An 18,097-nucleotide genomic window follows, 5' to 3' on the forward strand; every position below is an offset into this window, starting at 1 on the left:
TCAGCACCCAGGCAAAGGCTGCCGAGGTGGCCATGACCAGCAGCACCGAGGCCGTCAGCAGCGCCGAGCGGGAGATGATGTCGGGCAGCGCCTTCCACTCCAGCGTGCGGTACACCCACTTGCCGCATGCCAGCGCATAAAACACCGCCACCACCGACGCCTCGGTGGGTGTGAAGATGCCAAAACGGATGCCCACCAGAATCAGCACGATCAGCATCAGCGCCGGAATGGCCTTGACGCTGTTGACCAGCATCTCGCGCGCCGAGGGGCGCGGCTCGGTCGAGCGGTAGTCGCGCTTTTTGCAGACGCGCCAGTTCACGAAGGCCATGGCCAGGGCAATCAGCAGGCCCGGCACAAAACCGGCAATGAACAGCCCGCCCACCGACACCTGCTCGTCCTGCATGGCATAAATGATCATGCTGATGGACGGCGGAATGATGGGCCCGACGATGGCGGTGCTGGAGGTCAGCGCGGCGGCATAGGCACGCGAGTAACCGGCCTTGTCCATCATCTTGACCATCATGGAGCCGGGGCCCGCAGCGTCGGCCAGCGCCGAACCCGAGATGCCGGAGAACAGCGTCAGCGACAGCACGTTGGCATAGCCCAGGCCGCCGCGCAGGTGGCCCACAAACTGCGCCGCAAAGCGCAGCAGCACCGCCGTCAGGGCGCCGCCCGACATCAGCTCCGCCGCGAGGATGAAGAACGGCACGGCCATCAGCGGAAAGCTGTCGATGCCGGTGAACATCTCCTTGAAAACCACCAGCTGCGGGTAGCGCCCGCCCACAAAAACCGCCAGCGCCGCCGACATGGCCAGCGCAAACGCCACAGGAAAACCCAGCGCCATCAGCACGATGGCGGCAATGAAAAGAGTCAGTGTCATGGTGTGGTGCTGCCTGCGGTGTCAGAGCGATGCTGCGGCCTGGGCATCCATCTCGGGCGACTCGGCAAAGCGGCCCTCCAGGATGTAGCTGCGCACAACGAATAAAAGGTGGACGAACATCAGCATGAAGCCCGCTGGCATGGCGGCATAAATCCAGGCCATGGGGATGTCGGTGGCGGCGGTGGTCTGAAAGCGCGTGGCCCAGACGTACAGAATGGAAAAGTACGTCATCACCAGGCAAAACACCGCGATGCCTGCGGCCACGATGGCGCGCACCACCCGCGCGCCCTGGGTGCCCAGCGCGCCGTGCAGGTTGTCGATGGCCACATGGCCACCAAAGCGCAGCACCATGCCCGCGCCCAGGAAAGTGACCCAGACCATCAGGTGGCGTGCCACCTCTTCGGCCCAGACGATGGAATCGCCCGTGGTGTAGCGCAGCACCACGTTGGCAAAAACGATGCAGGACATGGCCAGCAGCAACAGGATCAGCATCCAGCGGTTGGCGGCCACCAGAATGCGCTCGACGCGGTTCAACATAAATGGAGCAGGCGCCGTGCAGGCGCCACAGTCAAAAGGCCAAAAGGAACGCCCGGACAGTGCCGGGCGGTGCGTGTCAGTGCAGCGAGGGTGCTTACTTGGTTTGCGTGATCTGGTCCAGGGTCTTCTGGCCAAACTTGGTGGCGTACTGCTTATAGGCTGGGGCAATCGCGGCCTGGAAAGGGGCTTTGTCCACGTTGGTGACTACCTGCACACCATGGGACTTGATCTCGTCCACGGCTTTTTTCTCCACCGCATCAACGAACTGGCGCGAAGCCAGTGCACCTGCCTTGGCGCCCTGGATGAACGCGGTTTTTTGCGCATCGGTCAGGCTGCCAAAGAAGGCGGGCGAGACGATCAGCGCCATGGGCGCATAGACGTGCGATGTCAGCGTGAGGTGCTTTTGCACCTGCCACAGCTTGGCCGAGACAAACACCGACACGGGGTTTTCCTGGCCATCGATCGTGCCTTGTTGCAGCGCGCCGATCACTTCGGGCCACGACATGGGCGTGGGCGACGCGCCCAGGGTGCGGAAGGCCGTGATGTGGACGGGGTTCTCGGTCACGCGGATTTTCAGGCCCTTGAGGTCGTCGGGCTTGGTCACGGCGCGCTTGTTGTTGCTCAGGTGGCGAAAGCCTTGCTCACCCCAGGCCAGCGCAATCAGGCCACGGGTTTTGAACTTGGTCAGCAAGTCCTGGCCGAACTGGCCATCGAGCACGTTGCGGGCGTGCTGCGTGTCGCGGAACAGGAAAGGGATGTCCACCACGCCCACGTCGGGCACAAAGTTGCTCAGTGCGCCGGTCGAGACAATCACGGCCTCCACGGTGCCCAGTTGCAGGCCCTCGATCAGCTCGCGCTCGCCGCCCAGCGCGCTGGAAGGAAACTGCTTGAACTTGAAGGCGTTGTTGGTGGCTTTTTCGACCGAGTCGGCCCAAGCCTGCGCGCCAGCACCATAGTGCGAGTTGACGGCCAGTGCGTAGCCGATCTTGACCTCGCGCGGTTGCTGCGCGAGGGCGGCACCGGTCGATGCGGCCAGCACGGCGGTGATGCAGCTGGCAACGAAGGTGCGGCGGAAAGTGGTCATGGGGTCGTCCTTGGGTAAAAGCGGCAATGCTGAAAAAAGAGGCGCCATTGTAAGTAGCGGTAGCGGGCGTGCGAGCCAGCAGGCGCGGGTGCTGCTGTGCCGCTGGCAGCGGTTTCAGGGCGTGATCTGGATCTGGTCGAAATACACCGTGCGCCCGTTGGCGTGGTTGAGCTGGATGTTGATGCGTTTGAACAACGCCGGTTGGCCCAGTTGCTCTCCGGAGAGCACCACGTTCGTCCATTGCTGGGCGGGCAGTGTCACCCGGGCGCCAGGGGCCGCGCTGGCCGCACCGTCTTGCGCCTGCACGCTGACACGCAGCTCGGTGGCTTGGGCGGCATATGCCCAAAAATCCAGGGGGGTGGCGGGCGTGGCCGCCATGCCGCTGGCATGGCGCAGCGACAGCCCACCCCACGGTTTGAAGTCCACACGGGCCGCATAACGCCCAGCTTTGACGGTGGCGGTGTGGGCAAAGTCCGGCTGTGCGCCCCACGACCAGTCTTCCCAATCGCTGGCCAGGGCATCGTCGTACAACACCAGGCCGGGGCCCGCGCTGGGCAGTGGCTGCTGCGTGGCCGTTACCGGCAGTGTGCTGCGCGCCAGCAACTGGACGTAGGCCGCCTGGGTGTAGATGGCCGGCTCGGTCAGCTCCCAGGAATTTTCGGGCCAGCCTGTGTTCCAGTCTTTGTAGGCTTTTTGCAGCGGCTGGTTGTTGATGCCTGCCACGGTGCCGGTGTAGCTGCGGTGGGGGCCACCGCTGACGTAACCCGGCGGCGGGCCGCTGGGCGAGGTCTGGGCGTTGTCCCAGACCGTGCCGTGGTCGAACCAGGTGTGGTAGATCTCTTGCAACGACTTTTCTGCGCCCGCGCCCGACATGTTGGACAACATCACCAGGCCCAGCGGGTTGGCACCGTGCAGCCAGTGCAGGTGCTGGTGGGCAATGGCACGGTACTGCGCCGCGTTGTCGCTGTGGATACCAAAACCGGGAAAGTCCAGGTTCAGATTGCCCACGTTGGCGCGCACAGCGTTGTGCCCCCAGTGGTACTGGGCATCGGGCACGTGGGCGCGGTAGAGGTCGGTGCCAGCCTGGTCGTCCTGAACAGACATGACGCTGTTCTGGCCCGCCTTCTGGGCGCGGATTGCCTGGGCCACGCTGTCGCTGACGCCGCCCATGCGGGCATAGCGCAGCAGCGCCACCTGCACGGGTTGGTTGTAAGGCCCCCACCAGGTGCTGCTGGTCGGGGCAATGCGGGTGTACTGGCTCTCCACAAAATCCCGGTACGTGGATTTGCCCGTGGCCTCATACAGATAAATGGCGGCCAGCAGCGCGCTCTGGCGCTGTCCGGCAGCGTCAACATCGGCGTCGCCTGCTTTGATGTCGCCATCATCACAGGCGGTTTCGAAGGACGAAAAATCGGCCGTGGTGTGCTGGGCACGCGCCCAGGCGGCCTCGGCGCGGGCGGTCAGGGCACTGCCATAGACCCGTTGCGATGGCACGCTTTGGTACACCACCCCGGCAGCGGCAAACATGGCACTGCCCGCCAGCGTGGCGCTGGTGCATTCCGGCAGGTAGTAGCGCGCACGGGTGTCGGCACTGGGGGGCGAGGTGCCGTTGTGGTTGTCGGTGCCCACTTTCAGCAGCAACCCGTGGGTGCCGGTGGCGTCCTGCATGCGCTGGAGAAAATCCAGCTCCCAGCGCACTTCATCGAGCAGGTCGCTGACGCCGTTGCCCGATTCAGGAATGCCGAAGTTGTCCCCAAACGCCTGCGGATGAAAGCGGTAGGCGTCCAGCAGTTGCAGCACGGCGCTTTGCGCCAGCGTGGTGTATTTGTTGGTGTCGCCCGCGTCCATCCAGCCGCCATGCAGGTCGCGGGCCGTGGCCGTGTCGTTTTTGGCCCAGCGGCTGCGGGCAAAGCGATCCTGGCCTGCACCGTCGTAGCTGCTGGCGTCTGTCCAGCGGGGATCGGCGTAGGGCGGCACCTTGGCGTGGCCCAGGCGCTGGTAAAAATAGGTGCGCATGGCGTGGCGCAGCACCGGGGCATACACCTGCTCGCTGATCTCGAAGCGCCCGGAACCCACCCGCTGCACCGGGTCGTAGAGGTAGTACGACCCGCTGGCCTGCAGCCCGGAAAAATCGAAGCTCCAGCCCCGGTCGCCCGACTGGGCGTGGGTGGCGCCGCCGTTCCAGAGCTGCACGGGGCCGCTGAACACCACCACGTCATCCGCCCAGCGGCGCACCTGGTACGGCGCTGTGCCCGTGCCCGGCGGCAGGCGCTGGCTGGCATTGGCCCCCGCCTGCGGGTCTGCAATCACGGCCACTTTGCGCATGCCCGGCAGATAGCCGAACTGGTCCAGCTTGATGAAGGGCGAGAGCGTGACGGGCGCCGCCAGCGCTGCCCCCGAGAGAGCGCACCAGCACGCTGCCAAGGTCAGTGAAGAGCCAAGGGCAGCTGGCATCTGGAAAGTGGGCATATCAAGGTACTCCGGCTGTCAACCCAGCACATGGCACTCCCGGCGCAGCAAGGCCAGGGCTTCCTGGCGCTGGCCGTAGTGGTCGCCGCACAATGTCTGGCGCGACTCCTGCACAAAGTGTTGCCACAGGGTGCAGTAGGCCTCTTGGTGGGCAGCGGGCGCGTGCTGGCGGATGAAGGCTGTGGCCTGCTCAGGGTGCAGGCCGCGCTGCTGGATGGAGCGCAGCAAGGCCAGCGCGGCCTTCTCGGTCAGCACGGTTTTGTCGGCAGGCACATAGCGCTTGGGCGCGCCCACCGCCAGGTACAAAAACAGCGTGAGCAGGGCGTGCTCATCGCGCTGTCCCTGGGTGACGCGCTGCCAAGTCTTGCTGCCGCTGCCCGGGGGCGTTGCAGTGCTGTGACCGTGGTGTTCCGCGTCATCCAGGCTGTGGTGGTAGTGGTCGATTTCGGCCAGCGGGTCTTCCAGCCAGAAGTAGTGGCCGCTGAAGGCCGGGGTGCGCAGCAGGGCGTGCAGATTCTGGCTGGCATCGCGCAGGCGCGGCAGGTCGGCCAGTACGCTGGCGCGCACGGGCGCTACGGCATCGCGCAGTCCGGCGGGGAATTGCGCGGGCAAGGGCAGCGCCAGCGCCCCGGTGTGGGTGCGCAGCTTGCCCACCAAAGCGTCAAACGCCACCGTATCAGGCCACTCCTGTGCCCTGGGCGCCAGGCTGTGCAGCAGCAGGGCGGTGCGGATGACGGCCTCGGCATCGGTGCCTGCTTCTTCCAGGTCGTCGGCGCCCAGACCGAAGCGCTCGGCCAGCCACAGCGCTGCCTCGATGGTGTGCTGCACGGGCAAACGCTGGGCCAGTTCGGCACGGTACTCCGCGTGGCTTTTGAGCGACCACTTGGCCAGCTGCGGTATGTGCTCGTCCGTGAAGCCCTCGCGCTCGTGCATGCCGAAGTGGCTGTTTTGCGGCATGGCGATGAGCTTTTTCAACAGCTCCGAGCCGCCCTTGGAGCGCGACAGCAGGCTGTGGTCGCGCAGTGCCTGCGCCGCTGCGGCCAGGTCGCCGCCCGTGGTCTCTTGCAGGTACAGGCTGACCAGATTGACGATGCGATCGCGGGCTTTTTCGAGTTCGGGGCGCAGGTGCTCGCTGCCAAAGTAGCGGGCAATCTGCACCATGCCCTTGGGCGCCTCGGTGTTGATGGCGCGCAGCTTGTCGGCGCCGATGATGCCGTGCTGGACGCCATAGGCCAGGGCTTTCTCAAACAGCGGTCGCGCGTCGTGCAGCGACAGCGCCGTGGCAGAAACCAAAGAGGGTGTGGACATGGCGGCGCCCCTCAAATGGCCGATTCCTCGTCCGAATCGCGGGCGGCCGGTGTGGCCTTGCCGCGGTCGGTGTCGCTGGTCTCGACCTTGCCGTCATCTTCGGGCAGATCTTCTTCGTCCAGCCCCAGGTCATGGGCGCGGGCCTTGGCACGCAGCACCAGCAGCATTTCAATGAACAGGTCGCGGCATTCGTAGCGCAGCAGCCAGGCCAGCTCCATCCAGTCGCTGTCGGCCACTTCTTCCTGCGTGATGTGTGCTCGCACGTGAGCCGAGGCGCGCAGCTCCTCGTCGCTGAGCATGGCGCCATCGTCCTCGAAGGTGTCAAAGTGGCCGGTGCGGGCAAAGGCCTCGATGCGGCTCCATTTTTCGGCAAAGTAGTTGGCCAGGGCTTCGCTGCCGCCTTCGATGTTGCCAATGGCCTCCAGAAACTCCAGCGGCTGGGCATCGCTGCGGAAGATGATGGCGTTGACCATGCCGCGCAGGTGGCTGTGGGTGAGGTCTTTGTACTGTTTCTCCAGCACCAGGGCACGGGCAAACTGCTCGGGCGTGACCAGCAGGTTGACCACCGAGTTTTTCGAGTCGTCGTACTCGCGGATGACGGCCAGGATGTCTTTGGGCGGCAGCTGCTCCAGCACTTCCATCAGGGCGTGGTCGCCTTCGGTGTCGGCCAGCTCGGCCAGCGCGTATTCGGCGCCCACGATGTCGCCAGCGGCAATCAGGCTTTGGGTTTTGGTGATGAGGGCAAGATGGCTCATGGGGCAGATCTCTTTAGTCTTTGCGGTCAAAGCCTTGGTCGGCCAGCCAGTCGGCGCCCGCTTCTTCGCGGGTGTGGTCGTTTTGCGGGCCGGTGTCGTCGTCGGCGCTCAGCGGGGTGGCGTCGTCATCGCCATCTTCTTCAGGGGCATCGTCGGTTTCAGCGTGGTGCGCCTGGGCCATGCGCGGGTGGTGTTGCAGGTATTCCAGGCCCGCGGCTACTGCCATGAAGCGGTTGCCGCCAGGCTCGCGCAGCACCACGTCGGCCAGGCTTTGCGCCCAGGGCTCCAGGGTGACGGCGCCACTGAGCGCAGCCCAGTCGGGGAAGGCGCTGGGTTGCAGGCCCACCAGCTTGTCCAGCGCGGCAGGCGTGGTGAAACGAAAGCCCTGGTGGAACACCACAGCCACCATTTCGGGGCTCAGCTCGATCATCTGCGCCAGAAAACCGATTTCCTTGCGCTTGTCGGCCAGGCGTTTGCGCAGCACGTTTTTGCCCTCGGAGTCTTGGGTCAGGTCATCGAGTTCGGCCTGGTAAGCCGAGCGCAGGTTGCGGAAAAAAGGGGAGAGGTTCATGGCGGAAGAATGTTTTTGAAATAGGACTGCCAGATCTGCTGCGCTGTCTCCAGCGGGTCGTCCAGCAGGTTGCGGCGGCGGTTGTCGTCGTAGGCCTGGCGCTGTACGGGGTCGGACAGCACCTCGTAGGCTTGCTGCGCGGCCCGAAAGCGCTCGGCGGCATCGGCAGCGTCGTTTTTGTCGGGGTGGTGCAGCGAGGCCTTCTGGCGGAAGGCTTTTTTGATGTCTGCCAGCGACGCATCGCTGCCCAGACCGAGGGCGGCGTAGTGGTCTGTCATGGGATGGTGGAGTATAAAAATGATAGCTTGCAGCGCTTTTGCAGCGGGCGCTGGAGCCCGAATTATCCCGATATTTCGCGGTGGGGTGCAGCGCCCGTGTAGCGCCATGGAATTGGGTTGGCTGCGTGCGCTGGGTCAGGCCCGAGCAGGCGGTCGTACTCGCGCTTAACCACGCCATAGCACTCGCAGGTGCGCAGTTCCAGCCCGGGGCGATCGAGCACCGTGATGTGGCCGCGCCGGTAGTGGATGAGCCCGGCCTTTTGCAGGCGCCCGGCCGCCTCGGTCACGCCTTCGCGGCGCACGCCCAGCATGTTGGCAATCAGCTCTTGCGTCATCACCAGCTCGTTGCTGGGCAGCCTGTCCAGGCTCAGCAGCAACCAGCGGCACAGCTGCTGGTCCAGGGAGTGGTGGCGGTTGCACACGGCCGTTTGCGACATCTGCGTGATCAGCGCCTGGGTGTAGCGCAGCAGCAGGTGCATGGCGGGGCCAGCGCGGTTGAACTCTTGCATCATCACTGGCGCGGGCAACCGGTAGCCCTCGCCAGCGCTTTGCACCACCGCGCGGTTGGGGGTGGAATCGCCCCCCATGAACAACGAGATGCCGACGATGCCCTCATAGCCAACCACGGCGATTTCTGTGGAAGCGCCGTTCTCCATCACATAGAGCAAAGAGACGATGGACGTGGTGGGAAAGTACACATGGCGCAGCTTGGCCCCCGATTCGTACAGCACGGTTTCCAAGGGCATGGGGATGTGCTCCAACTGCGCCAGCCAGCGTTTCCAAATAGGGGGGGGCAATGCCGCCAGCAGGCGATTGGTGCGCGGGTCAGAGGGAGGGGCCATGCGAGTCTCCGGTGCAGTCGGCCCTGTGGAACCACGGGGACGGTGACCGTCGTCTGTGGCGAATCACCGCAATGAGTATAGGTGTGGCCTACGCCGTTGTGTGCTGGCAATGTGACCTGGCGTACAGACGGCCCGGGGCTGGGCACCTATCTTGCTGGGCTGGGGGGCCGTTGTCTCGGTTCGCCAATTCGTCGGTTTTGTATCCCGGAGAGGTTGCTATGTACGCACTGTTTGAACACCCAAAACCCTGTCGGCGCGTGGCTGTGCCACAGGACGCCCTCCTGGCCGGGAAAGCACCGATCCATATGCCGCCCGCTGCCTTGGCGCAGTCTGCCTGGGCCCGCACGGAGGTGGGCTATGCGCTGGCCCCAGTGCGTGTGCGCTGGGTCGATGGACTGGCCCGGGGTCGCCATGCGCAACTGGTCGCGGCATTGCAACCGCCAGCACGGTTCCAGGTGGCAGGCACCGCGCTGGCGCAAGTACCGGAGGCGATGGAGTCCGTACCGGCTGCGCCACCGGGTGCGCTGGACAGGCAGTGCATGGCAGCACTGGGCATCGTCTTTGAGGCAGGGATGTACGCCTATGGCGCTTTTCACTGTGACAGTCTGGCCGATGCAATTACCTACGCTTACCTGCACCGCCACACCCCGAGCGCGAGTGCTTCATGGTGAGCGCAGGCACGGGTCTACGGTTGGTTACTGCCCGTACAGGCGTTCACCGACCCGGCACCTTGTCCGACAGGCGCCACAAGCAGCGGCTCCTAGCATCAAAGCAGTGCGCAATCCTGCCACCTTTGCCACAGCCCAAGGAGTTGCCATGTCCATCCAGTCGCCGCCATCTTTGTCTGTAGTCAGTCCGGCGCAGTTGCCCGAGCACCTGCGCCAGTGTGTGCAGTCCGGAGGACTGCGGCACCGCATAGGGTGCGTTGCCGAAGTGCTCCACGGATTTTGGGGCCAACGGTTTGTCACCAGCATGGTGCTGGTAACCGCGCTGGGCTGGGTCAGCGCGGGGTGGCCGCTTTGAGCGCCATGCCAGCGTGAAAAAATCGGCCCAGCTGCGCTGGGTGCCCTCTGTGGGTTCCGAGGCGCTGGCCCTTCTGGAGCCTGCGCGCGGCGCTGTGGAGACGCCCATCCGGGCAGAGATCTTCGGCGCCACGCGCTTTGCCCAGCACGGGCGCAGCCTGGGGCAGGCGCACCCAGCCCGGGTCAATGCCCGTGCAGCGCCGTTTTTTCCACGCTTGCAAGACAACATCCGCGTTCTGCGCGAGGCGCACGCCTACATCGCCTTGCAGGAAAGCGCGGGCCACCATGTCAGCCCGGCAGGCGATTGGCTGATGGACAACTTCAGCGTCGTGATGGCGCAGGTCAAAGAAATCCACGACGGTCTGCCCCGGCGCTACTTTCGCGATTTGCCAGTGCTGGTAGAGGCGCACCTGGAAGGATTGCCGCGCGTGTACGGCGTGGCGTGGGCGTTTGTGGCCCACACCGATAGCGCCTTTGACGCGTCTTTGCTGGCCCATTTCCTGAACGCCTACCAGGAGACGCGCGAACTCACCCTGGGCGAGCTGTGGGCCTTGCCCACCACCTTGCGCGTGGTGCTGATTGAAAACCTGCGCCGCCTGTCCGAGCGCCTGGCCACGGCCCAGGCTGCTTATGCGTGGGCCAATCAGTGGTGCGACGGGCTGTGCGCCAGCAGCCGCTCTCCCATCACCGATGTGCAGGCCGTGATGGAGGTGATGCGTTTGCGGGGCGTGGGCCGCATTTTTGCGTTGCAGATCCTTCAACGGCTGCGCACCGATACCGGCACGCCTGCACCCGGTGTGTCCGACAGCACACTGGACGCAGTGCGCCAGGCAGTTGCAGCGCTGTGCCCCGAGCCCGCCAGCGCGCAGGTGCAACAGCAGGCCGAACAGGCCGCCGATGACCTGAGCGTGCGCAATGCCATCACCTCGCTGCGCCGTTTGGCCGACACCGACTGGCGTCAGCTGATTGCGGGCACCAGCGTGCTGGTGCGCCGCATGGGCGCCTCGCCCCTGTTCCAGGCGGAGCGCGAGGACACCCAGGATGCAAGCCTGCACGCCATCGAGCGCCTGGCCCGGCGCAGCAGCCACAGCGAACTGGCAGTGGCCGATGCCCTGCTGGCGCTGATGCAATCTCCCCCCGCACCGCCGCCCCTTGCGACAGAAGCGCCAGCGCAGCCTGTGGCCGCATCGCCCCAGGAAGCGCCCGGGTATTGGCTCCAGGGCCCCGGGGCACCGGCACTGCACCGGGCACTGGGGTTGGGGCGTGCAATGCAGTGGCCCTGGCGGGTGCAATGGCAGCCTTGGGCCCTGTCGGCGTATATGGGCACGGTGGTTCTGGGCAGTCTGGGTTTGACGGCCTGGTTTCTGGCGCAGCAGTCTGGCTTGCAGGGTTCGGAGGGCATGTGGCTGGCGTGGGCCTTGCTGGCTTTTTGGCCCGCCAGCGAAGCGGTGATGGCCGTGGTGAACCGCCTGATCAGCGAGTCGTTGCCACCACAACGCCTGCCCCGTCTGGCGCTGGCAGAGGGCATTCCTTTAGAGCATCGCGTGCTGGTGGTCATCCCCTGCATGCTGGGCGATGGCGCTGGTGTGCAGGCGCTGGTGCGCCAGCTGGAACTGCACTACCTGGCCAACCGGGAGCCGCAGGCGCAATTTGCCTTGCTCAGTGATTTTGCCGACGCCAGTACGCCGCACACCCCGGGCGATGCGGCGCTGCTGCAAACCGCACAAGCGGCTCTGGATGCCTTGGAGCTGCGCCACAGCGCTGCCCCGCTGGCGCTGGGGCGGCGGTTTTTGCTACTGCACCGCGAACGCCGCTGGTCGGACAGCGAGCAATGCTGGATGGGCTGGGAGCGCAAGCGCGGCAAGCTGGAGCAATTGGTGCAGGTGCTGGCCGCCGATACGGCCTGGCCGTTCATGGATTTGGGGGCGTGCTCGCGCCTGGCACGGACAACGCCTTACGTGGTCACGCTCGACAGCGACACCGGCCTGCCCCCTGGTGCCTTGCGCGCCTTGGTGGGCGTGGCCGCGCACCCGCTCAACCATCCGCGCGTTGATACGGCCCGGCGCCGCGTGGTGGCGGGCCACGGCATCTTGCAGCCGCGCCTGACCACACCGCTGCCTGCACCGCAGGCCGCAACCCCTTTTCACTGGCTGTTTGCCGGGCAATGCGGTGTAGACCCGTACAGCGCCGCCACATCCGAGGTGTACCAGGATGTGTTTGGCGAGGGCACTTTTTCTGGCAAAGGCCTGCTGCACGTGACCGCAGTCCACGCAGTGCTGTCGGGCAGATTGCCGACGGGCCAGATCCTCAGCCACGACTTGCTGGAAGGTTCGGTGGCGCGCTGCGGTGGTGTCAGCGACATCACCCTGATGGAGGATGCGCCGCTGCACGCCGACGTGGCCTCCTCGCGCGTACACCGCTGGACGCGCGGCGATTGGCAGCTCTGGCCGGTGCTGCTGCAATGGCGCCGCTTTGGCCTGCGCACCATCCACGGCTGGAAGATGCTGGACAACCTGCGCCGCTCCCTGGTGGCGCCGATGTCGGTGCTGTTGTTGTGGGCCAGTCTGGCCAGTGGGGCGGTATCGCCCTGGGGGGCACTGGCCTTGGTGGCCGCTGCTTTTGCCGCCGGCCCCCTGCTGGGCGCCGTGGCCGGGCTGGCGCCGTCCCATGACGACGTGGCACTGGGGCGGTTTTTCAGGCTGGCCCTGGCCGATGTGGCCCGGGCTCTGGGCAGCGCGTGCTGGAACCTGGCCACCTTGTTGCAACAGGGCCTGCTGCTGGCCCACGCCATCGCCACGGCCCTGTGGCGCACCACCATCAGCCGCCGGGGGTTGCTGCGCTGGACCACCGCCGCCAGTGCGCAGGCCAGCGTGCAGCACACATTGCAGGGACTGGCGCGGCGGCACGCCCCCGTGGCCCTGGCTGCACTGGCGCTCTGGGGCGGGCTGTGGTGGGTTGGCACGCCGTGGCCACTGCTGGCCACAGCGGTGTGCCTGCTGTGGGCGGGCGCTGCGCTGTGGATATGGGCGGGCAGTCGGCCCTGGAAAACAGCCTGCACCAGTGCGCCCAGCGTGGCAGACCGTGCCTATTTGCAGGGCGTGGCGCGCGACACCTGGCGCCTGTTCGAGCGCCACGTGGGCGCACCAAACCACCACCTGCCACCCGACAACGTGCAGACCGTGCCGCACATGATGGTGGCGCAGCGCACATCGCCCACCAACATCGGCCTGTACCTGCTGTCGGTGGCCTGCGCGCGGCACTTCGGGTGGATCAGCACGGCTGAGTTGCTGCAACGCTGCGAGGCCACCCTGGCCACCCTGGCCACCTTGCAGCGCCACCGGGGGCATTTTCTGAACTGGTATGACACCGCCACCCTGGCACCTTTGCCACCGGCCTACGTCTCCAGCGTGGACAGCGGCAACCTGTGTGGCCACCTGCTGGCGCTGGCGGGTGCTTGCACCGAAGCAGCCGACGCAAGCCCCCCCACCTGCGACGCCGCACAGGCGCAGCGCCTGCATTTATTGGCTGTGCAGTGCCGCCGACTGGCCGAGGCGCCCGAGTTCGGCTTCCTCTACGACCCATGCAGGCGGCTGTTGCACATCGGCTACCGGGTGAACGAGCAGCAACTGGACAAGGGCTTTTACGACCTGCTGGCCTCCGAGTCCCGCCTGGCCAGCCTGTGGGCCATTGCCAAGGGCGATGTGCCAGTCGCCCACTGGATTGCGCTGGGGCGTCCGTTCTATGCGGCGGGCCGCCAGGCGGGCCTGCGCTCCTGGTCGGGCTCCATGTTCGAGTACCTGATGCCTGCGCTGGTGCTCGATGAACCCGCTGGCAGCGCGCTGGCCAGCGCTGCCCATGCCGCCATACACGCGCAGCAGCGCTTTGGCCACGAGCGTTGTGTGCCCTGGGGGCTGTCTGAATCGGCCTACGCCGCCACCGACCACACTTTGGCCTACCAATACGCACCCCAGGGCGTAGCGCGCCTGGCGCTGCGGCGCACTCCCCCCGACGAACTGGTGGTGGCGCCCTACGCCACCCTTCTGGCCGCCATGTTTGCGCCGGGTGCCGCCGTGGCCAACCTGCGTCGGCTGGAGCAATTGCAAGCGCGTGCCGATATGGGCTTCATTGAAGCGCTGGACTTCACCCCCGAGCGCCAGACCGCAGGCAGCGCCTGCACCCCCGTCCATGCCTTCATGTCGCACCACCAGGGCATGGCCCTGGTGGCGCTGGCGAACGTGCTGCTCGATGGAGCGCCCCGGCGCTGGACGATGGCGGATGCACGCTGGGAAGCGGTGGCGCCACTGCTGCAAGAGCGCGTACCACGCGAAGTCTCCAGACTGCCAGCGCCGGAGCCCATACCGCACTGCATCCGCCAACCGGCCTTGGCGCCTGCGCCTGCGGTGCGCGACATCGTGCCCGGCCAGAGCGCCTTGCAGCCCACACTGCTCATGTCCAATGGCCGCTACAGCGTGGCGCTGCGGGCCAACGGCGCGGGCTGGAGCCGCTTTGCCGGGGCTGACGTCTCCCGCTGGCGCGACGATGCGCTGCGCGATGCGTATGGCACTTTCTTCTACCTGCGCCGCCACACCGCCAGTGGCCGTGCTGCCCCCGTGTCCCTGACGCAGCATCCCGCGCCCGATGCGCAGGCGCATTACCAGGCATCGTTCCACAGCGACCACGCCTGCCTGAGCGCCCGCTGGAGCGATCTGCACACCTGCTGCACCGTCTGGGTCAGCCCCGAAGACGACATCGAGCTGCGCCGCGTGGAGCTGCACAACACCTCGGCGCAAACGATGACCGTCGATGTGGTGTCGATGTGGGAGGTGTCTCTTCTGGGCAGCCGTACCGATGAGGCCCACCCGGCGTTCGCCAACCTGTTTGTCAGCGCAGACTGGGATGGCGCCGACCAGGCGCTGTACTTGGTGCGCAAACCCCATGTGGATGGCCAGGACGCTGTGCATGCCGTGCATTTCATTGCCCATACCAACCAGCCGCTGGTGCGGGTGCGGGCACAAGCCGACCGGGCCGCCTGGCTGGGGCGCAACCGCGATGCCGCCCACCCCCGGGCGCACCACGGAGCAGCGCAGCCGGGCACAGCGCAGGCGCACACAGGGCTCGATCCGGTGGCATCGCTGTGCATACAGATCACGGTGCCCGCCCACGCCAGCGTTCAGACCACGTTTGCCACCGCCGCCGCAACCCAACGGGCGGCGCTGGAAACGCTGGTCGACCGCTACCGCCAGCCCTCGGTCATCGAGCGCTCCACGCTGATGTCGGCCACCTTCGCCCAGGCACGGCAGCGCGACTGGGCCCTGCCCGGCGAAGAGCGCCAGGCCCTGCAAACCCTGAGCACCGTGCTGGCCCTGCTGCATTCCCGCCCCGAAGCGCCCACTGGCACGGCCACCTGCGAGCTGTCATGCGACCGGCGCACCCTGTGGCGCTTTGGCCTCTCAGGCGAGCGGCCCCTGATCGTGGTCGATATCGCGGCCCTGCACGGTGTGCGGTTGGTTCACGCACTGACCCAGGGGCTGCGGCTGTGGACGTGGGGTGCGCTGACGTGCGACGTGGTCATCCTCAATGCCGAGCCCTGGTCTTACCTGATGCCCGTGCAAATGCAATTGCTGGCGCAGCGCGATAGCTACACCGCCGATGTGGCGGCGGCAGTGCCGGCGCGCACCTGCGGCTTGCAGGTGCTGCACCTGGGTGATCTGGCGCCGCTGGAGCAGGCCACGTTGCGCCGGTTGGCGCGCGTGCGCTTGAGCGCCGACGGCAGGCCCCTGTCGCACCATGTGGCAGAACTGGTGCAGTGGCACGACGCCAGCCTGGCCGAACGCACGGGCAAGAGCGGCGCTAGCCTGGCGCTGTGGGTGGATGCTGTGGCCGAACAGCCCCCCGAGGGCCAGTTCGATAGCGCCAGTGGCAGCTTTCGCTTCTCGGTATCGGCCACACGGCGCCCCTCCCGGCCCTGGATCAACGTGCTGGCCAACCCCGACTTTGGCGCGCACATCTCCGAGGCGGGTGCGGGCTACAGCTGGGCAGGCAACAGCCGCCTGCAACAGCTCACCGCCTGGTCCAACGACCCCGTGGCCGATCCCGGCGGCGAGAACTTTTATGTACAAGACCTGCACACCCACGAGGTCTGGAACCTGGGCGCTGGCGCAGGCTGCGCCGAGACCGAGTACGGCGTTGAGCATGGTCGCGGCACCACCACCATTCGCCACCGGCGCGGGGGCGTGGAGATCAGCGCCACCTGGTGTGTGGATGCGGTGCAGTCGCTCAAGCAGGTGCGCATCGTGCTGTGCAACCTGGGGCCACGGGTGGTGCATTTGCGCACCATCGGCACGCTGGAGTGGCTGCTGGGCACGCAGCGCACCGACCGCCAATCGGTGGACACAGCGATGCAGCGCCTGCCCGGCAGCGCCAGCGCACCCACCGACGTGCTGCTGGCCACCCAATGCGATGCCCACGGCGGCTGGGGCGGCAGCACCGCCTTTCTGGTTTTGCACAGCGACGGCCCCGCTGGCGCCCGGCTGCGCGACTGGACATGCGACCGGCGCGAGCTGTTTGATGCGCGCGGCCAGCGCGTTTTTCCTGACCGCCTGGGGGCACGCGCTGGCCCGGGGCTGGACCCCTGCGCTGCGGCCAGCACCTCGACCACGCTGCAGCCGGGCCAGATCCATGGCTGCGTCTTTGTGCTGGGGCACGCACCCACCCGGGCGGGCGCGCTGGCGCTGGCCGGTGTGTGCCTGGAGCAAGGTGTTCTGGCGCGCGAGGCGATGGTGCGCCAGCGCTGGGCGGCGCTGCTGGACGCCGTGGTCGTGGACACGCCCGACCCGCTGTTCAATGCACTGACCAACCACTGGCTGCTGTACCAGACGGTGGCGTGCCGGCTGTGGGCGCGGGCGGGCTTTTACCAGGCGGGTGGGGCCTTCGGTTTTCGCGACCAGCTCCAGGACGCCATGGCTCTGGCCGTGACGGCGCCCCAGCTGCTGCGCCAGCAACTGCGGCTGGCCGCCTCGCGCCAGTTTGTGGAAGGCGATGTGCAGCACTGGTGGCACCCGCCCGGCGGTGCCGGGGTGCGCACCCGTTGCAGCGACGATTTGCTCTGGCTCCCCTACGCTGCCGCGCACTACGTGCAAGTCAGTGGCGACGCTGCGCTGCTGGAAGAATCCGTGCCTTTTCTGGACGGCCCACCCCTGCCCGCTGGCGCCCAGGATGCCTACTACGAACCCCAGGTCAGCGCGCACGAGGCCAGCGTGTACGAGCACTGCGCCCGCGCCATCGACCACAGCCTGGCCGTGGGCCTGCACGGCCTGCCACTGATGGGCAGCGGCGACTGGAACGACGGCATGAACCATGTGGGCGACCAGGGGCGGGGCGAGTCGGTCTGGCTGGGCTGGTTCCTGTGCCGCCTGGTGGAAGACTTTTCTCCCCTGGCGCAGGCGCGCGGCGACAACCAGCGCGTGGCCCGCTGGCACAGCGCCGCCCAGGGCTGGCGCGCCGCGCTGCAAGGCCCGGCATGGGACGGGCAATGGTTCAAGCGCGCTTTTTTCGACGATGGCACGGCCCTGGGCACCCACAGCGCCCTGGAGTGCCGCATCGACCTGATCGCGCAGGCCTGGAGCGTGCTCTCGGGCGTCGCCCCGCCCGAGCGCCAGCAAATGGCCATGGCCTCGGTGGCGCGCTGGCTGGTGGATGATGCCCACGGCCTCAACCGCCTGCTGGAGCCGCCGCTACAGCAGTCCGTGCCCCATGCGGGCTACATCCAGGCCTACCCGCCCGGCGTGCGCGAGAACGGCGGCCAGTACGCGCACGCAGGCGTCTGGAAGCTGATGGCCCAGGCCCAGTTGGGCGATGCCGACGGGGCCTTTCGCACCTTTACGCAGCTCAGTCCAGCACACCGCTGGGCCGATCCCCAGCAAAGCCCGGCCTACGGGCTGGAGCCTTATGTGATGGCCGCTGACGTCTATACCCACGCGCCTTACGTGGGGCGCGGCGGCTGGAGCTGGTACACCGGTGCGGCGGCGTGGATGCACCGCGCCGCCATCGAATCCATTTGCGGCCTGCGCGTGCGCGCAGGCAGCGTCTGCATCGTGCCGGGCCTGCCATCGCACTGGCCGATGGCCACACTGACGCTGCGCCGCAACGATCGCACCCACGTGTTCATCGTCTGCAACACCCATGCCACCCCCGCGCTGGAGTGCGCCCTGGCGCAAGGCGCCCAGCGGCTGGAGGCAGGCCAGTGGCTGTCGCTGGCGCAGGCCGGTAACGCCAGCTCCCATGTGGTGCTGCAAGCGCCCCCCCATAACCCGCCCGCCAGCGCTTGAGAGGGTCTGCGCAGGCGGGACATG

General features: G+C 66.9%; 12 protein-coding genes. 3 read left to right on the forward strand and 9 right to left on the reverse strand.

From position 1 onward, the window contains the following. The 9 genes from PHX69_RS04795 to PHX69_RS04835 form a co-directional block, all read right to left on the reverse strand. On the reverse strand, positions 1–880 hold an 880-nt coding region (locus tag PHX69_RS04795; RefSeq protein WP_288042611.1), incomplete at its 3' end, for a TRAP transporter large permease. 21 nt (positions 881–901) lie between these two features. Continuing rightward, entirely contained in the window at positions 902–1,417 is a 516-nt protein-coding gene (locus PHX69_RS04800) for a TRAP transporter small permease (RefSeq protein WP_288042612.1), read from the reverse strand. A gap of 94 nt (positions 1,418–1,511) precedes the next feature. Further along, positions 1,512–2,501, reverse strand: a complete 990-nt coding sequence (locus PHX69_RS04805) for a TRAP transporter substrate-binding protein (RefSeq protein WP_288042613.1) — start codon at positions 2,499–2,501, stop codon at positions 1,512–1,514. A 114-nt stretch (positions 2,502–2,615) separates the two neighbouring features. Further along, positions 2,616–4,955, reverse strand: a complete 2,340-nt coding sequence (locus PHX69_RS04810; RefSeq protein WP_288042614.1) for a glycoside hydrolase family 9 protein — start codon at positions 4,953–4,955, stop codon at positions 2,616–2,618. Positions 4,956–4,988: 33 nt separating this feature from the next. Beyond that, entirely contained in the window at positions 4,989–6,278 is a 1,290-nt protein-coding gene (locus PHX69_RS04815; protein WP_288042615.1) for a hypothetical protein, read from the reverse strand. Positions 6,279–6,289: 11 nt separating this feature from the next. Next, entirely contained in the window at positions 6,290–7,033 is a 744-nt protein-coding gene (locus PHX69_RS04820) for a hypothetical protein (RefSeq protein WP_119012998.1), read from the reverse strand. Between the two features lie 13 nt (positions 7,034–7,046). Further along, positions 7,047–7,604 (reverse strand): hypothetical protein, encoded by a 558-nt coding sequence (locus PHX69_RS04825; protein WP_288042616.1) that lies wholly within the window; start codon positions 7,602–7,604, stop codon positions 7,047–7,049. Then, complete coding sequence (locus PHX69_RS04830) at positions 7,601–7,882, reverse strand: DnaJ domain-containing protein (protein ID WP_119012996.1); 282 nt, start codon at positions 7,880–7,882, stop codon at positions 7,601–7,603. The genes PHX69_RS04825 and PHX69_RS04830 overlap by 4 nt, the downstream gene beginning before the upstream one ends. A gap of 62 nt (positions 7,883–7,944) precedes the next feature. Next, positions 7,945–8,724, reverse strand: a complete 780-nt coding sequence (locus tag PHX69_RS04835) for a Crp/Fnr family transcriptional regulator (protein WP_288042617.1) — start codon at positions 8,722–8,724, stop codon at positions 7,945–7,947. A gap of 218 nt (positions 8,725–8,942) precedes the next feature. On the opposite strand from PHX69_RS04835, the gene PHX69_RS04840 reads away from it, so the two are divergent. The 3 genes from PHX69_RS04840 (at position 8,943) to PHX69_RS04850 (ending at position 18,073) form a co-directional block, all read left to right on the forward strand. Further along, a complete protein-coding gene (locus tag PHX69_RS04840) occupies positions 8,943–9,395 on the forward strand; it encodes a hypothetical protein (protein ID WP_288042618.1) in 453 nt (150 codons plus the stop codon). 145 nt (positions 9,396–9,540) lie between these two features. Continuing rightward, positions 9,541–9,747, forward strand: coding sequence for a hypothetical protein (locus PHX69_RS04845; RefSeq protein WP_288042619.1), 207 nt, complete (start codon positions 9,541–9,543; stop codon positions 9,745–9,747). 13 nt (positions 9,748–9,760) lie between these two features. Next, positions 9,761–18,073, forward strand: a complete 8,313-nt coding sequence (locus tag PHX69_RS04850; RefSeq protein ID WP_288042621.1) for a GH36-type glycosyl hydrolase domain-containing protein — start codon at positions 9,761–9,763, stop codon at positions 18,071–18,073. Positions 18,074–18,097: the final 24 nt, after the last annotated feature.

Origin of the sequence: Simplicispira sp., assembly GCF_028687295.1 — a bacterium.
In the GTDB taxonomy this organism is placed as follows: Bacteria; Pseudomonadota; Gammaproteobacteria; order Burkholderiales; family Burkholderiaceae_C; genus Simplicispira; species Simplicispira metamorpha.

Excerpts from the sequence above, each read along its gene's own strand:
- PHX69_RS04810 (WP_288042614.1), bottom strand. The coding sequence starts at position 4,955 with ATGCCAGCTGCCCTTGGCTCTTCACTGACCTTGGCAGCGTGCTGGTGC.
- PHX69_RS04830 (WP_119012996.1), bottom strand. The coding sequence starts at position 7,882 with ATGACAGACCACTACGCCGCCCTCGGTCTGGGCAGCGATGCGTCGCTG.
- PHX69_RS04845 (WP_288042619.1), top strand. The coding sequence starts at position 9,541 with ATGTCCATCCAGTCGCCGCCATCTTTGTCTGTAGTCAGTCCGGCGCAG.
- PHX69_RS04805 (WP_288042613.1), bottom strand. The coding sequence starts at position 2,501 with ATGACCACTTTCCGCCGCACCTTCGTTGCCAGCTGCATCACCGCCGTG.
- PHX69_RS04820 (WP_119012998.1), bottom strand. The coding sequence starts at position 7,033 with ATGAGCCATCTTGCCCTCATCACCAAAACCCAAAGCCTGATTGCCGCT.
- PHX69_RS04825 (WP_288042616.1), bottom strand. The coding sequence starts at position 7,604 with ATGAACCTCTCCCCTTTTTTCCGCAACCTGCGCTCGGCTTACCAGGCC.
- PHX69_RS04835 (WP_288042617.1), bottom strand. The coding sequence starts at position 8,724 with ATGGCCCCTCCCTCTGACCCGCGCACCAATCGCCTGCTGGCGGCATTG.
- PHX69_RS04840 (WP_288042618.1), top strand. The coding sequence starts at position 8,943 with ATGTACGCACTGTTTGAACACCCAAAACCCTGTCGGCGCGTGGCTGTG.
- PHX69_RS04815 (WP_288042615.1), bottom strand. The coding sequence starts at position 6,278 with ATGTCCACACCCTCTTTGGTTTCTGCCACGGCGCTGTCGCTGCACGAC.
- PHX69_RS04800 (WP_288042612.1), bottom strand. The coding sequence starts at position 1,417 with ATGTTGAACCGCGTCGAGCGCATTCTGGTGGCCGCCAACCGCTGGATG.